The 15,587-nt window shown below is 61.3% G+C and carries 14 protein-coding genes and 1 pseudogene; 1 reads left to right on the plus strand and 14 read right to left on the minus strand.

The genetic code is table 11. The features are described from left to right. From ACX80E_RS10290 to ACX80E_RS10355, 14 genes and pseudogenes are all read right to left on the minus strand, one after another. Positions 1-295: pseudogene (locus ACX80E_RS10290) on the minus strand (hypothetical protein); the annotation flags it as partial. Positions 296-395: 100 nt separating this feature from the next. Further along, positions 396-1,403 carry a hypothetical protein gene (locus tag ACX80E_RS10295; RefSeq protein ID WP_459301824.1) on the minus strand — a complete coding sequence of 336 codons (1,008 nt, stop codon included), beginning with the start codon at positions 1,401-1,403 and terminating at the stop codon, positions 396-398. 308 nt (positions 1,404-1,711) lie between these two features. Next, positions 1,712-3,160: an FAD-dependent oxidoreductase gene (locus ACX80E_RS10300; protein ID WP_459301825.1), complete on the minus strand. Its 1,449-nt coding sequence runs from the start codon at positions 3,158-3,160 to the stop codon at positions 1,712-1,714. A 45-nt stretch (positions 3,161-3,205) separates the two neighbouring features. After that, positions 3,206-4,486 (minus strand): uroporphyrinogen-III C-methyltransferase, encoded by a 1,281-nt coding sequence (gene cobA / locus ACX80E_RS10305; RefSeq protein WP_459301826.1) that lies wholly within the window; start codon positions 4,484-4,486, stop codon positions 3,206-3,208. Between the two features lie 81 nt (positions 4,487-4,567). Next, the gene (locus tag ACX80E_RS10310; RefSeq protein ID WP_459301827.1) at positions 4,568-5,464 is read right to left on the minus strand and encodes an ABC transporter permease; all 897 of its coding nucleotides are present in this window, start codon (positions 5,462-5,464) and stop codon (positions 4,568-4,570) included. After that, positions 5,457-6,254: an ABC transporter ATP-binding protein gene (locus ACX80E_RS10315; protein ID WP_459301828.1), complete on the minus strand. Its 798-nt coding sequence runs from the start codon at positions 6,252-6,254 to the stop codon at positions 5,457-5,459. The genes ACX80E_RS10310 and ACX80E_RS10315 overlap by 8 nt, the downstream gene beginning before the upstream one ends. Then, positions 6,251-7,237, minus strand: a complete 987-nt coding sequence (locus ACX80E_RS10320; RefSeq protein WP_459301829.1) for an ABC transporter substrate-binding protein — start codon at positions 7,235-7,237, stop codon at positions 6,251-6,253. Before ACX80E_RS10320 ends, ACX80E_RS10315 begins: the two co-directional genes overlap by 4 nt. Positions 7,238-7,347: 110 nt before the next feature. Beyond that, positions 7,348-8,502 (minus strand): ABC transporter substrate-binding protein, encoded by a 1,155-nt coding sequence (locus ACX80E_RS10325; protein WP_459301830.1) that lies wholly within the window; start codon positions 8,500-8,502, stop codon positions 7,348-7,350. 278 nt (positions 8,503-8,780) lie between these two features. After that, positions 8,781-9,836 (minus strand): GTP pyrophosphokinase, encoded by a 1,056-nt coding sequence (locus ACX80E_RS10330; protein ID WP_459301831.1) that lies wholly within the window; start codon positions 9,834-9,836, stop codon positions 8,781-8,783. Between the two features lie 91 nt (positions 9,837-9,927). After that, positions 9,928-10,749 carry an NUDIX hydrolase gene (locus ACX80E_RS10335; RefSeq protein WP_459301832.1) on the minus strand — a complete coding sequence of 274 codons (822 nt, stop codon included), beginning with the start codon at positions 10,747-10,749 and terminating at the stop codon, positions 9,928-9,930. Next, positions 10,746-11,453, minus strand: a complete 708-nt coding sequence (locus ACX80E_RS10340) for an AAA family ATPase (RefSeq protein ID WP_459301833.1) — start codon at positions 11,451-11,453, stop codon at positions 10,746-10,748. Before ACX80E_RS10340 ends, ACX80E_RS10335 begins: the two co-directional genes overlap by 4 nt. A 121-nt stretch (positions 11,454-11,574) precedes the next feature. Continuing rightward, positions 11,575-12,426: an RNA-guided endonuclease InsQ/TnpB family protein gene (locus ACX80E_RS10345; RefSeq protein ID WP_459301834.1), complete on the minus strand. Its 852-nt coding sequence runs from the start codon at positions 12,424-12,426 to the stop codon at positions 11,575-11,577. Next, complete coding sequence (locus ACX80E_RS10350) at positions 12,423-12,710, minus strand: Abi family protein (protein WP_459301835.1); 288 nt, start codon at positions 12,708-12,710, stop codon at positions 12,423-12,425. Before ACX80E_RS10350 ends, ACX80E_RS10345 begins: the two co-directional genes overlap by 4 nt. A gap of 433 nt (positions 12,711-13,143) precedes the next feature. Continuing rightward, positions 13,144-13,884 carry a FadR/GntR family transcriptional regulator gene (locus ACX80E_RS10355; RefSeq protein WP_459301836.1) on the minus strand — a complete coding sequence of 247 codons (741 nt, stop codon included), beginning with the start codon at positions 13,882-13,884 and terminating at the stop codon, positions 13,144-13,146. A 212-nt stretch (positions 13,885-14,096) separates the two neighbouring features. Between ACX80E_RS10355 and eat the strand changes: the two genes are divergently transcribed. Then, a complete protein-coding gene (eat, locus tag ACX80E_RS10360; protein WP_459301838.1) occupies positions 14,097-15,533 on the plus strand; it encodes an ethanolamine permease in 1,437 nt (478 codons plus the stop codon). Positions 15,534-15,587 lie beyond the last annotated feature (54 nt).

Below are 15,587 nucleotides of genomic sequence, written 5' to 3' on the forward strand. Positions count from 1 at the left end.
TGGAAACAGCATTACCCAAAACACCCACAGCATTCCCGGACACATTCACCGGCACCGTGACAGGGGCTGCCACCTGAACATCGCCCAACACATCACCAACAAGGCCGCCACCCAACAGGCCATTGTTCATGTTGACCGTGGTGGGGGCCGTTGAGCTCTGGGAAACGCCACTCAAAACTGTGGATACTACGTCAGCACTTGGCTGCTCCGCTGCGCTTGCCGCACCTGCGCCGAGGGTAAGAAGCCCGCCGGCGAAAACCGCTGCACAGAGCGATCGACGAATATTGACATGCATGATATTCAACTCCTGACTAGAATTTTTGACCTTGTTTGCGATTGCAGTTCAAGGAAATACCGTTTGCCTCTCCTGTAAGCAGGAAGGGCTCAACGGTCATCTAGCCAGGTGTGGATCCGGGGTCGGAGGACAAGGAAGCAGGCAGCGACCAATTGCCGTTGCGCAAAGCTGTCCCCAATAACGCGACGCTAGAGTAGTCAGCGAAATTCTCATGGGCGGCTGCGGAACCAATCGAGCCGCCCGTGGCGACGCTGGATGAGGTCCCTGAGGCAGGGCTGAAGCTCACAGCAGGCATGCACGGCGCCGCAACAGAACCGCTGGAGCCCGTCCCGCAGGAAGCGAAGCCTGTTCCGCCGGCTGGCGAGGACACTCCAGCATTCGACGACGGGCCGTCACCGCCTGTTGAAATCCTAGGTGTCATGGTCAGGTACTCGGCCAATGTGCCACCGTGCGCCGCACGGGACGACGATTGGACGCCGTTACCGGATTCGGGCAGATCCGGTATATCTACCGCTGACCCTATTCCCGTACTGGGAATCTCGAGACTCCCAGGTATTCCTGGTTTCACAGGCGGCAGTACCGGCTCCGGGACATTCGCATTTCCACTGCCAACACCGCCGGTGACGACGTCTACAACTGGATTCACTACGCCCGCGACTGGGTCAAGAACTGGTGCCACGATTGGGGGCACTGGAGCCACAAGCTGCTCAACGACATCTACCACTGGTGTGGTGACAACACCAACAACTGGAGCTACAACCTGCCCAACAACGGGCACCGAACTGACGGTAGTTTCAACGCGGTCGGTCACGGCAACAACTGGTGCCACCACTTTGGCAACCGTGTTGGTGCCAGTGATCTCCGGAACCACCGGAACGTGGGAAATAGTCTTGTCAACGGCGCCCACGACGGGGCTCAAAATCCCCGAGAGGAGCCCTTTTCCCTCGGCAGGTGTTTGGCTGGAACTGGAGGCACCCGCCTCGCGCGAATCCAATGCGGCAAAGGCTCCAGACGAGCCCAGAACAATGAAGAATGCGGCAAATAGTGCCGCCCCCAGTGCAATGCGGAGGGCACGCAAAGGGGGTCCGTGGAACAGTAATGACTTCACGTCACCACCCACAGCGTTCACCCCGAGACCGAACAGCTAGAGACCTGCCTGCGACCAAACGCTTTAATGAGCTTTCGGTCACAAGTACTTGATCCCACAATACGGGTCCACGGGAAGAACAGCCAGCGTTATCGCCAAACTTTCGTTTTCGCTAGGGGCTTGCCTCCGAAAACGCCCGAATACACCCCACCACGAAAAATGCCAGCGTTTGACGGAAATGCCATAGTACAAACTGTGGCATTTCCGTCAAACGGTGGCATTTTGGTCCCTACGCGCTCGGCACCCCGGAAGCGGCCAGGGTGAAGCGTCTAGCCAGCCACTGAAGCCCCGCGCGAGACATTGACCATCTCGTCGCGGGCGACAACCTTGATACGCTCGCGCTGCACGGGACCAGCCTCCGACGCTGCAACACCGAGAGCCTTCTCGTGGGCGTCGAGATCGTTCCAGCCTTCCCAGGAGGTGAATTTCACGCCACGGGAATCCAACAAATCAGTGACAGCCTCATTGCCGGGGAAAGCAGCCAGGGGCAGCCCGGCGCGGTCGGCCAGCAGGTGCGTGATGGTCTCCAAGGCGTCACCCTTGGTGTGGCCGATCAAGCCGACCGGCCCGCGCTTGATCCAACCCGTGGCGTAGATGCCAGGCACCTGGGCGCCATCGGCACCCACCACACGGCCGCCGTCGTTCGTGACAACGCCGCGCTGGTGGTCAAACTCCACGTCAGGCAGGGCCGAACCAAAGTAGCCCACGGAGCGGTAGACGGCCTGGACCGGGTAGTCGATGAACTCGCCGGTACCGCGAGCATTGCCCGTGCCGTCGAGTTCGGTGCGCTCAAATTTGATGCCTGAAACCTTGCCGTCGGCACCAGTGATTTCCACCGGGTTGTGCAGGAAGTGCAGGTGTAGGCGGCGTGATGCCCCTGTGGTGGGGTCGGCGGCGTCGTCATCCTGCTCCACCAGCCAGTTGGTCAACGTGCCCACCATGGTCCTGATCTGGTTGTTGCTCTTCACGGCTGCGTCGGAGGCCTCGTCAAAGTCGAAGTCCTCCTCATACAGGACAATGTCCACGTCGCGGGAGTGGCTGAGTTCGCGCAGCTCCAGGGGCGTGAACTTCACCTGTGCCGGGCCGCGGCGCCCAAAGATGTGCACGTCGGTGACGGGCGATTCTTTCAGACCGGCGTAGACGTTGTCCGGAATCTCGGTGACCAGCAGGTCATCGGCGTGCTTGGACAGTACGCGGGCAACATCCAGTGCCACGTTGCCGTTGCCAATCACGGCGATTTCCTTGGCATTCAGCGGCCATTCGCGGGAAACGTCCGGGTGCCCGTCGTACCAGGACACAAAGTCGGCACCGCCGTAGGAGCCGTCCAACTCGATCCCGGGGATGTTCAGATCCGCATCCTTGATGGCCCCGGTGGCGAAGATGACGGCGTCGTAGTGGGCCTGCAGGTCTTCCAGGGACAAGTCAGTGCCGTATTCAACGTTGCCGAAGAAGCGGATATCGCCGCGGTCCAGCACCTTGTGCAGCGCGTTCACGATGCCCTTGATACGCGGGTGGTCAGGTGCCACACCGTAGCGAATCAGCCCATACGGCGCGGGGTAACGGTCAAAAAGGTCAATGCTAACTACCAAACCATCACGCACTTCGGCGCTTTTGGTCAGCATGTCGGCGGCATACACGCCGGCCGGGCCGGAGCCGATGACGGCGATGCGCAGCGGGCGCTCTTCGGTGCCGGGCGCTACTGAAGTGCTTGATGACACGGCTGTGCTCGTTTCTCTATAAATCAAAAGGGCTTTTGGATAAGTCTAAGAGAGAGTTCTGATAGTTTCCCGCGTGCCGTAATAGGCCGTCGCGAGTTCGGCGGGCGCCAGCGGGCTGACGCGTACCACATCGCCGACGACGACGACGGCCGGGTTGCGCACCTTGCCCGCCTGGGCGAGGCTCACAATGGTGCCCAAGGTGCCGATGGTGACGCGCTGATCCTTTGCGTATCCGTTTTCAATGATGGCCACGGGGCAGTCCTTGTCCCTGCCTGCCGCCTGCAGCACGGGGACGGAACGGTTCAAGGTGCCGACACCCATGAGCAGCACCACCGTGTGGTCGCTGCCGCGCGGGACGTTTTCAAGTTCCTCATGGCCGCTGATCATGGTGAAGGCCTTCGCCAGCCCGCGGTGGGTGACGGGAATGCCGGCTGCTGCCGGAACGCTGACAGCGCTGGTCACGCCGGGGACTACTTCCACGTCTACACCGTTTTCACGGCAGGCGATTGCTTCCTCCCCGCCGCGCCCCAGCACGTAGGGGTCCCCGCCCTTGAGCCGGACCACCCGGTTTCCTTTTTTGGCTTCGCGGACGAGGATGGCGTTGATTTCGGTTTGCGGCACGGGGTGGTGGCCGGGAGTTTTGCCGACCTCAATGATCAACACGCCCTCCCCAAGGGTCTCCAGCAGGCCGCGCGGGCCCAGCCTGTCAGCCACCACAACGTCGGCCTCGGCGAGAAGCCGGCGGCCACGTACCGTGAGGAGGTCTTCAGCCCCGGGGCCGCCACCCACCAGGGCAACCGAGCCCAATCGTGGGGTACTGGTCTGGGCGGGCCCGTCCCCGGTACCGCGGTAGCGACGCAGCGGCAGATCTCCGCTTTCAAGTGCGGCGGCAATGGCGTTACGAATGGCCACAGCCCGCAACGGGTCTCCCCCGGCATTGACCGCCACCTTGATGTCCTGCACCGTGGCAACGGCCGGCGTCCAGGCAGCTGATTCTTGAGCGTTGGAATGGTTCACGCACCACACACGGTTGTCCTCGGCATCCGCGGCCACCTGGGCATCCACGGCCACGTTGTTGGTGGCCGTCACGGCGTACCAGGCGTTGGCCATGTCGGCGCTTTCATAGCCGCGGGCGTGCCACGTGATTAGGCTGGCATCGGCCAGCTGCTTGGCCGGGGCGCTGAGAAGGGGAGCCACCAGCGTGACTTGGGCTCCGGCGTCGAGCAATGCCTTGGCACGGCGAGCCGCCACAGTGCCGCCGCCCACCACAAGGACGGGGCGGCCCAGGAGCCTCAGCGAGGTTGGGTAAAGATCCACAATTGCCATAAAACGACCTTAGAGAAGTGCAATATCACCGGACAAGGTGCGCGTTACACCCGTTAACGTGGCGTCATGTGAGGACACATTTCAGCGGGTGCTGCCGGCCAGCAGGCCGCGGCCGCGCAAGAGCCGCTTTTCCACCGGGGCAAAGACCACGAGTTCCACCAGGATGCCCACGAACAAGATGACAAGGATTGCGGACATCACGATGCCCATGTCCGCCAGCTGGCGTCCCTGCTCGAGCAGCGAACCCAGGCCAAAGCCGAGCGTGCCGCCCATGGCGATGATTTCGGCCGCCATCAGCGAGCGCCAGGAGAACGCCCAACCCTGCTTGAGCCCACCCACATAGCCGGGCAGCGCGGCGGGGAGCACCACGTGGACGGCCATTTCCCAACGGGATGCGCCAAGGATGGTGCCCATGCGCCGGTACTGCGGCGGGATCTGGTCCACGCCGGCGATGAGGCCGTTGATGATGGACGGGATGGCACCCATGAACATGACGAAGTAGACGGTGGCGTCAGTGAGCCCGAACCAGATGATGGCCGCCGGCACCCAGGCCACGGACGGCAGAACTTGCAGCCCGGAGATCAGTGGACCAAAGGCGCGGCGCAAGACCCGGACCTGGGAGAGCAGCAGGCCTATGGGTGTGGCCACCACAATGCTGATGGTGAACCCCATGATGCCGCGCTGCAGAGACGTCAAGATGGCTTGTTGGGCTGTGCCATCACGCCACAGCGAGCCCAGCGACCCCAGCACATCTAACGGACCGGGGACCAGGTCACGGCGGCGCAGACCCAGCGAGACGTAGAACTGCCACGCAAGCAGCACCACAATGAAGGCTGCGAGCGGGAGCAGCACCCGGGACCAGTCAAAGCCGCGGCGCTCAAGCGACTCGGATTGCAACGAGTCCAGGCCCGCCTCCAGCGACCGCATTTCCTCGGCGCTACCGCTCTTGATCAGCGGCGAGGTTACTGTTTCAGGCATGCTTGCGGATCTCCTCGCGCAATCGGGTGGTGATGTCTTGCGTGAGAACTCCGGCGGCGCCGGCATTGGTCCTGTGCTCCTCGGAGACCTGCCATTCGGCGACCACACGCCCCGGTCGCGAGGACAGCAACAGCACCCGCTGGCCAAGCCGAACCGCCTCGCGCACATTGTGAGTGACAAAAATAATGGTTCGGCCCGTTTCCTTCCAGATGCGTTCCAGCTCGTTGTGCAGCAGGTCGCGGGTGATGGCATCGAGGGCCGCAAAGGGCTCATCCATCAGCAGCAGCGGCTTGTCCTGCGCGAGCGACCTTGCCAGAGCCACGCGCTGGCGCATGCCGCCGGAGAGTTCGTGCGGACGCTTGTTGACCGAATGCCCCAGGTTCACCAGGTCCAGCAGTTCGGCGGCCCGAACCTTGCGCTCGGCCTTGCCCACACCGCGCAGTTTCAACGCCAGCTCCACATTTCCCTGGGCGCTGAGCCACGGGAACAGGGCCGAGTCCTGAAACATGAAGGCGGCACCGTCTTGGGGAACTTCCAAGGCCCCAGAGCTGGGCACGTCAAGGCCGGAAATAATGTTCAACAGCGTGGATTTTCCGCAGCCGGAGGCCCCCAGTAACGCCACAAACTCGCCCTGGTAAACGGTGGCACTGACGTCATCCAGCACGAGTGCGCCTGCCCCGAATCGCTTGCCCAGATTCTCCAGGACGACGGCGGGTGCCCGGCCTTGGGGGTTCTCTGCTGCCGCGCTTGGGGTTGCCGCGGTGGAAGCCGTTGTCAGTAGTTCGGTCATTGCGTACCCAATCCTGCCGCCGTGACGGGTTGTTCGCCGGCAGCTTTTAGTACCTTATTTAGCAGTGTCAGGTCAAAGAGCCCGTCCAGCTCGGCCGGCTTGGAGACACCCACGCTGACTCCGTGGTCCAGCAGTGTGGGGAAGGTGCCGGCCAGGGAGTCGGCGGTGAATTCTAATTCCGTCAGTGCCCGGGCAATGACAGGATCTTCCAGGGGCTCGCCAATGGCTTTGACAAGGGCCTGGTTGATGCCCGCCCCCGACTTGTCCGGGTTGTCGTTGAGCCATTGCACCGACGCAACGTGCCCGGTCAAGAGTGCCTCAACGGTTTGCGGGTGCTTTTCCAGGACGCCCTTGTTGACGGCCAGCACCGTGGTGCTGAACACGCCCCCGTCCCAAAGGTCAGCCTCATTGACTAACACTTTCGCTCCGGCTTGGAGCACCAACCGTGAGGCCCACGGCTCGGCCACCCAGGCGCCGTCGATCTTTCCATCTTGAAACAAGCGCAGGGTTTGGGCGTTGGTGGTGGGGTTGATGGTGACATCCCCACCGCTTTGCACGAAAGAGTTCAGTGCCGGGTTGGGGCCACGGTAGGCGGCGTCGATGGCGCCGGCGTTGAGGGCTTCAACAGCGGCAGGGCCTGTGGTGAACACCTGTGTTTGCAACGTGGTCTCGCCGAGATTCTCAGCGAAGGTCCCCTGCTCCACGCCTGCCAGCGCCGGGCCGTGGGTGATGTTTCCAAAGTAGCCCAGCTTCAGCTCGGCGGCCGGACCCGTTGGGGACTCCACCGCGCCGTTGGGATGGGCGTTAGAAGAAGCCACGGCGGCTCCGGTGCCAATCAGGGCGATCAGGGCAGCAATGGCAACGACTTCCAGCCACCGGCGCCTAGGCTTTTGGCCAGCCCCAATGCGCATGGTTTTCACCGCAGGCTGCACAGTTTCCTGCTGCGTTGGCGCCGGGCGGGCCGGGGTTCCCCTTGTACTCATAACTAAACGGTAAGGAATGCGTGTGTGCCGGTTCAATGAAGCTGACACCCGGGGTCACGGTAGTTCATGTGGCGTCACAAAGAGTGACGCCACATGAACCGCCCGATGTCCTACTCGCCGCCCAATCCCCCGGCAAACACAGGCTTCTGCCCTTGTTTGGCCAAGGTCTTATTCAGTTCACGCAGATCGAAGATGCCGAAAAGGTCGGCTTGTTTTCCCACCCCTGCAGTGACGCCATGTTCGAGCAGCGTGGGGAACGTTGCTGCGAGAGGATCTGCCGAGAACGCCAGGTTGGCCAGTGACCTGTCAATGACCTTGGCGGGCAGCTCCTTCCCTGCAGCAGTGAGCAAAGCCGTGTTGACGGGATCGGCTTCCTTACCCTTGTGCTCGTTGAGCCAATCAATGGACTCCACGTGCCCAGCCAAGAGCGCCTCCACAGTTTGGGGATGCTGCTCAAGGAAGGACTTGTTGACCACCAAAATGGTGGTGCTGAACTTACCGCCGTCCCACAGCTCAGCCTCGTTGACCAGCACCTTTGCTCCAGCCTCGAGCACCAACCGTGAGGCCCACGGCTCAGGCAGCCAGGCGCCGTCGAGCTTGCCATCCTTGAAGAGCTTCAAGGTGCCCGCATTGTCGGTGGGGTTGATGGTGACATCACCGCCCCCGTTGGGTGTGGTGGCAAAGCCTTGTTCGGACAGCCATGAGCGCAGCGCCACGTCCTGGGTGCCGCCCAGTTGCGGCGTGGCCAGGACCTTGCCCTTGAGCTGAGCGGCCGAGGTAATCTCCGGTTTCACCACGAGCTGGGCGCCGCCGCTGGTGGCGCCGGCAATGATACGGATGGACTCGCCCCCACTTTTCACAAACGAGTTGATGGCCGGGTTGGGGCCGAGGTAGGCGGCGTCGATGGCTCCAGCATTGAGCGCCTCAATGGCTGACGGGCCGGCGTTGAATACCTGGGTGGAGAGTTTTGTGGTGCCCAGGTTCTTGGCAAAGATGCCCTCACTGACACCAATCAGGGCAGGGGCGTGGGTGACGTTGGGGAAGTAGCCCAGCTTTAGTGCGGCGGCGGGGGTGTCGGCCACAACGGGGGCACTGGATTCTTTGTTACTCGCGGTAACGGAGGCCACGGCGGCACCTGCACCAATCAAGGCGAGCAGTGCGGCGATGGCCACCACTTCAATGCCGCGGATTTTACGCCTGGTTTCCTGTCCGGCAACGATGCGGGTGGTCTTTACGTGACTGGGTTCGGGAGTTTGTTTAGACATGGGAAATCCTCAGTATGTGATGAAGGGATGGGCTCCGGGCTGGGCGGGGCAGGCAACATCGCGGCACGCACAAGCTGGCGGGGGTGGGCCTGCGGCTCATCAAGGATCCGACCGGCACATACTTCCGGGGGCCAGGTGGAGCGAATTTCGTCATGGCTCAACGGTAGGGAACGCCGGCCCGCCGTTCAACGGCGCTGTCTCACAGGGTCACGCTGATTCACGCCGCGTCACAAACGCCGCACTGAGGCGTGCTAGAGACGCGCCGATTCCGCTTCGGGTTAGGGCTTTCCGCGCTCGGAGTGGAGCTTGCGCAGCCGGGAGCGGAGCTTGCCTTCACGGTTGGAGTCACTACCCACGGCCTTGGTGGCGTCCACATAGGACTCTCCGAAGGATTGCAACAAAAGATCATCCGCCACGCGGACTTGTCCGGGCGAGAACCTGTACTCCATGATCTTTGCCACCTCATCCGGGTCCATGGAACTGAACCAGTCCTCGGCCGCGCTGACCGTGTTGATGCCGTTGACTGCAAGAACATTGACCATCCAGTCGTACTGGTTTTCCTTGCTGCTGCGGTAGCCCGGGAATGCGCGAGTCAGCACGCCTTGGAGGGAGGCGGCGTCGAGCATCTGGGTCTGCGCCGCAGTCTCGATGGCGCCCTCGGCCTGCAGGCGCTTCAAGATGCTGCTGATGTTCACGAATTGCTGGTCGGCGAGCTCGATCAGGGTGGAGGCCATGGTGAAGGCGCGGCTGATCTCGGCGTTGTCCCCGCTGTCTCCCTTGAAACGGATGTCGTGTTCAAACTCGGCCCAGGCGTGCTGGAGCACGGTGCGGATCTGGACCTCAAAACGCTGGCCCGGGTACTCGGCGCATGCTGCGGGCGGATTGTCGGTCGGCACTTCCAGGGTCAGATGCCGCCCTGCGTAACCGATGCCACCGTTCTTGCGCATCATGGCTGTTTTGTCTTCGTCATCGTGGCAAATGAACTGGCTGGAGAGGGCAATGGCCACGGCGTCGATATCCGATTCAACGAACAAGATGACCCGCACACCAATCAAGTCATCGAGCCGCTCCGAACCTCCCGGGTACTTCAGCTGACCCTCGGCATCCCGGCGTGAAATTTTCTCGGCAGCAGACTTGGCCGACTTGACCCGTGCCTGCACGTCGTGGTGGTTGAGTCCGTCGTCGTGAAGCCTGCCCACAATGGTGTTGCGGATGGCCTGGGCCGCGTTCTGCAACGCCTGTTCCCGGAATTGATAGTGGTCCACCCGCAATTCCGTGTCGTTCACCGCCTGAATTTCGATGACGCGCCCCCTTGTCATAGCAAAATCTGACATGCACCGACCGGAAATGATCACCGGTCCTTCTCAAATTCTCCCACCTCTGCAGTTCCTGTCCAGCGCCGTTTCGCCACGGAAATCCTAGAACCTACTGCCTGGGCCGGGTCCAGGGCGGTGAGATCCATTCGCTGGAGGTCGTGAAGAGAGACGCCGGAGCCCCCAACCCTTGCACCTTGCCTCCCGTGGGTGTCAGGGAGGGGCGAATCTTCCGGGTGAAGTTCCCTGCCGGCAGATCAAGCTGCCACACGGCACCATACACATCCCGCAGCGCCGAAATGGTGAATTCTGCGGGAACCAGCCACGTGGCGATGGTGGTGTACTCCATCTTCCCGGCCAAGCGTTCCAGCCCTGCAGCCAAAATCTCAGCATGGTCAAACGCCAGATGTGCCGGGTCCACCTCGTGCACGGGCACCCAGTGCGCACTGGCAGCATCTGTGCCAGCAACCAGGGGCGGCAGGCCCTCACCAGCACTGGCCAGCAACACCAGGTGCGCCACCGACACCACCCGCATCCGGGGGTCTCGATCTGGCTCCGTGAACGTGGCCAGCTGCTCAACAAAGACGCGGTGTGTGAGCAGCTCCAACCCCGTTTCCTCCGCCAGTTCCCGGCGCGCGGCCGCCAACGCGTTTTCGCCCGGCCCCACAAACCCGCCCGGCAACGCCATACTGCCCAAGAATGGGTGCGCCCCGCGCTCAACCACCGCTACATGGAGCTTTTTCTTTTCGACGGCGAACACCACAAGATCCACTGTCATCCCCACCGGCGGGAATTCTGCCGGGTCATAGTCGCTCAGGAACGCAGCGGGGTCACCGTTTTGCACCTCACAGTTTTGCACCCCGGCGTCGGTTGCCGTTGCGGCGTGGGATGCCTTTGTTGCGCGAACCCGGGACTCGTGCTGGGGGATCATCATGAGGCCGCCTTCAAAACTGTGGGAGTCCGCCACTGGGGCGAGGTGAAGGTGGCCTGCTGCGCCACCATGGCGTCGATGACGGCTGTGGCTGTGGCCAGCCGGCGTTCATGGCTGCCCGTGAGGAGAATCCACGAATGACCGTCCCCTGTCAGGAGCTCCTTGAACCATTCGGTCATCTCCGCACGGCGGTGCTCGCCCTCGCGCCAGCCGTCATCGTCAAAGTCGACGCCATCATGATCCGTCAGCAGATAGACGTCACGGCGGGGCAATTGAGTCAAGGCCGCAAAGGATCCATAGCTGCCATCGCCCCGGTAGTACCGCTCCCACAGGGTGGTAGCGAGCGCGTCCGTGTCGGCAATGACCAGCGGTGAGGCTTCCGCGGCGGCTTGTTCCAGCTCGCTTTGCCGGGCCGCAATGACACCAAAGTCGGTGTCGGTCCAGACCAGATCCTCAACACTGGCGTCCGGATTTGTTGCTTGGAGTGCGGCAAGTTTTTCGTAGGTATAGTACCTGCCGTATTCCTTCACCTCGGCCAGCGTCGGGAATTGCTGACGATAGTGAGCCGTCAACGCCTCGCTCAGGGTGGTGGTGCCGGTGGATTCAGCGCCCACCACAATCACCCTGACAGCCAGTCCGCGCCGGGCCGCCGGCACCAACTGCTGCCATTGGCCGGCGAGGTTCTCTCGGCACAGAGTACCGCTCACAGGGTGCTGCCGCCGATGCGGGTCAACCGAGACATGCACTGCTGCGAAGGCTGCCGCCAACCGGTCGCCGTGACGTCCTCCCCTCCCTAACGGAAGGGGATTCCTTTGGTGGCTGTCGCTGTTAGGCGGCGGTCATCAAGCGGGCGGTTACTGTTTCTTGGGGAATTGCTCCGGCAAGCCGGAGTCTGATGTTCCCTCCACAGTCGTTTAGTCTCTCCGCAAGTCCTGCGGCGAGCATGATGTTCAGTGCTGCGTTGTAGTCGCGGTCTAGGTGGCTGCCGCAGTCTGAGCATTCCCAGACCCTGATGCCGAGTGCTTTCCTGCCGTCCTTGGCGCCACACACCGAACACACCTGACTAGTGGGTTCCCATTGGCTGATGCCAATGATGGCAGCCCCGTATTTTTGGACGGCGTGAGTGAGGTCGTTGATGAAGGCACCCCACCCAGCGTCGTGGATGGATTTGGCTAATCGGGTACGGGCGAGCCCTTTGATATTGAGTGTTTCGACGGCTACCGTTTGGTTTTCGCGGGCCAGTCGTACTGCAATCTTGCGGGTGAAGTCTTGCCGGTCATCACGAATCTTCGCATGAATCTTGGCGACCTTGATACGGGATTTGGCCCGGTTCTTTGAACCCTTCACGCGTCGAGCGAGTTCGCGTTGAGCACGGCCCAGTTTGCGCGCGGCCTTGCGGTAGAACGTGGGAGCCGGAATTTTCTCCCGGGTGCCATCAATGTAAGCAATGGCTGCAAAATCGATCAGTCCCAAATCCAACCCCGCCGTGCGTTGACTGGTGGGGGTTGCCATGGTGGCGGGTTCAGGATTCACGCCGAAGGAAGCGTAGTAGCGTCCGCCGGCCTCCCTGATCAGTGTCACCGAGGTCGGTGCTGCTGGCAGGATCCTGGAGTAAGCCACCCGCAGTTCACCGATCTTAGGCAGGAACAGCAAAACCTTACCGGTGTTGACCTGCCTCACACCGAATCGAGCATTGCTTGCTTGAGCCACGTCTCGTAGGCGTCTTGGTCTGCAGACTGGGTTTTGGAAGCGCAGGCTGCCCCGTCCAGATGGTCACGCATCAAGTGGGCAAAGGGGTCATGCTTACCGACAACGTATCCGACATGGACTGCGAGCCCGACTTCCAAAGTTTCCAACCCGTCCAGAAGGCATTGGCGGAGCTTGTTGTCGAACTCGTAGAGCTTGAGTACCTCATCGAACGACGCCCCCGGCAAGGAATTGATCCGACCGGCTACGGTTCGCACTGGCCTCGCCCACGGGCAGCTGCTCTCGCAAGGTGTACGTGTAGGCGGACAGTCGATAGTATCCAATGCGTTTCAGCGCGCGAAGGGCAACACCCCGGTCGGAGTAGCTCATCCGCCGAGACGCGAGCAATTTCAGCTGCTGATCATAGGGAAGATGTGGCTTTGAGTACGTGACCACTGAGCGGCTCCCTAAACGAAAATCGGCCCTTGAATAGTCGTTGACGTAAAAGTCGGTGACTAACAGCGGAGCCGGTGTTTATGTCAAGCATCATTACCCCGGCGAATCCGCCGGAGCAAACTCGGTACGTCCGGCGACCCGTTCCCACACACCCACGTACAACCTGCCCAGAACCTCGCCCACGGGGTCCATTGCTTGGGAGTTTCAGGTGGCTGAAAGTCAAGAACTCCGGGCCAGTTCTGGGGTTGATTGCAGCTACTGCGGTGAAATATGCGTCTGAGAAGATCCAAGAAATCCATGCAGCAAGGAGACCGTTCCCGCAAGATGGTCCTTGGTGGCCCTTGTTGCTTCCTCTTCGTCACCGCGGAGTATGGCGTCTATGATTTCCTGGTGCTGCCGGTTGGAATGTTCCAGGTTGGGCTCGAGAAGCGGTATCCGGTCCAAAAGATCACTGACCTTCGCGCGGACATCCGCCACCGCAAGAGCAAGGCTTGGCGATCCTGTCACCTCTGCGATCGCCACGTGGAACCTTGCGTCCTTCGGCCGGTACAGATCCGCAGGTGCACTGGCTACCTCAGCCAAGGTTTTGAGCAGGTGACTGCGCTGGGCTGGGGATAAGGTGGCCTTGGCAGCCAACGATGCGGCCGCCGGCTCGAGTACGCTGCGGAAGATCAGAACGTCGTCCACCTCGTCCGGGTTCAGTTCTGAGAATGATCCCGGACTGGTCGGCCTGTTACACACATACGTTCCCCCGTAGCGCCCACGCTGGACTTCGACGTATCCGGCCTTTTGCAGTTCGGCTAGCGCATCCCGGAGCGTAGCTCGCGAGACCCGCATCATTTCTGCAAGTTTCCGTTCGGCTGGCAGCTTGGCCCCTACCGCGAATAGGCCGAGTTTGATGTTCTGGAGCAGACGTTCGATTGTTTCCTCGAAAGCGTTTCCGGGCCGGGCTGTGCGGAGAATCGGGGCGCGGGTTTCGAACAATTCCTCTTCCATGGACTCATCATAATCGGCCGCAAAAAATGGGCTCTTGCTAGGGGAATCAGAAGGCGGAAGAAGCGTCCGGCGCCGGGTACGAAGTGATCGTCTGCATGGAATATGTAAACAATGTTGAGGAAGCCCCTTGACGAGGTGGGTGATCTGACACACACTGTAGTGAGTCATTGGTCTGAATTCAGACCAATACCCTTGGATGAAAGGGAACCACAGTGTCAGACTCTGATGCAAACCAGACTACCGACGATAAGCGATATCTTCAGCACCGACAACTAAAGCGCGGAGCGGCAGGCTGGGTCCTGCTCGCCGGACTTGGAGTGGCATACGTCATCTCCGGTGACTTCGCGGGCTGGAACCTCGGCCTGGCCCAGGGCGGCTGGGGCGGGCTCCTCATTGCCTTTGTTCTCATGGGCATCATGTACACCTGCATGGTCTTCGGTCTGGCAGAACTGTCCTCCGCCTTGCCTGCCACCGGCGCCGGATACGGCTTCGCGCGCCGGGCGCTGGGTCCTTTGGGCGGCTTCGCGACGGGAATGGCCGTGCTTATCGAGTACGCCGTCGCACCAGCGGCGATCGCGACCTTTATTGGCGGATATGTGGAGGCTTTGGGACTCTTCGGCCTGACGAACTCCTGGCCCGTCTACCTGGTGACCTATGCTGTCTTCGTTGGTATTCATCTCCGGGGAGTGGGTGAAGCGCTGAAAATGATTTTCGCCATTACTGCCGTGGCCGTTGTGGCCCTCATAGCGGCTGTTGTAGGGCTCTTGCCGCATTTCAACGCAGCCAACCTCTTTGATATCGTCCCTGATGGCTCCCCCACCTCCAGCGCGTTCCTCCCGATGGGCATCAGCGGTGTAATCGGGGCTCTCGTCTATGGGATCTGGTTTTTCCTCGCAGTCGAAGGAGTGCCCCTTGCCGCCGAAGAAACCGCAAATCCCACGAAAGACATGCCACGCGGCATCATCGTCGCATTATTTATCCTAGTCGTCTTCGGATCCTTAATGCTCATCCTTGTCCCGGGCGCTGCCGGGTCCGCTGCAATGAGCGGATCCAACAACCCCCTCCCAGAAGCACTCCGCCTGGCCTACGGTGGCAACACTTTCCTGGCAGACTTCGTCAACTATGCTGGCCTGGCCGGGCTCGTAGCCAGCTTCTTCTCCATCATTTATGCCTATTCCCGCCAGCTCTTCGCACTGTCCAGGGCAGGGTATCTTCCCAAATGGCTGTCCCTGACAGGAAAAAGGCGGACCCCTTATTGGGCACTGATCGTCCCTGGCTCAATCGGCTTTTTGCTCGCGGCAATAACCGGCGACGGCGCGCTCCTGATCAATATCGCCGTCTTTGGTGCAACAGTTTCCTATGTCCTGCTGAATCTCTCGCATATTGTGCTGAGGAGGAAGGAACCGGATCTGCCCCGCGGTTACCGGACACCCGGAGGGGTCGTCACCACCTCGATCGCGCTGGTTCTGGCTGCGGTCGCGGTAGTCGCCACTTTTGTGGTCGACGTATTCGCCGCATCCATTACAGCTGCAATTTTCGCCATAGCACTCCTTTACTACTGGTTCTACAGCCGGCACCGCATCGTCGCAGGCGCTCCCGAAGAGGAATTCGCGCAGTTGGCTGCAGCAGAAGAAGAACTCAGAAGCTGACACCCATCCCTTCACCGTCCGCACACCATCCCTCATAAATCCGATCAAAGTTAC

The organism is Arthrobacter sp. TMN-49 (genome assembly GCF_054511095.1).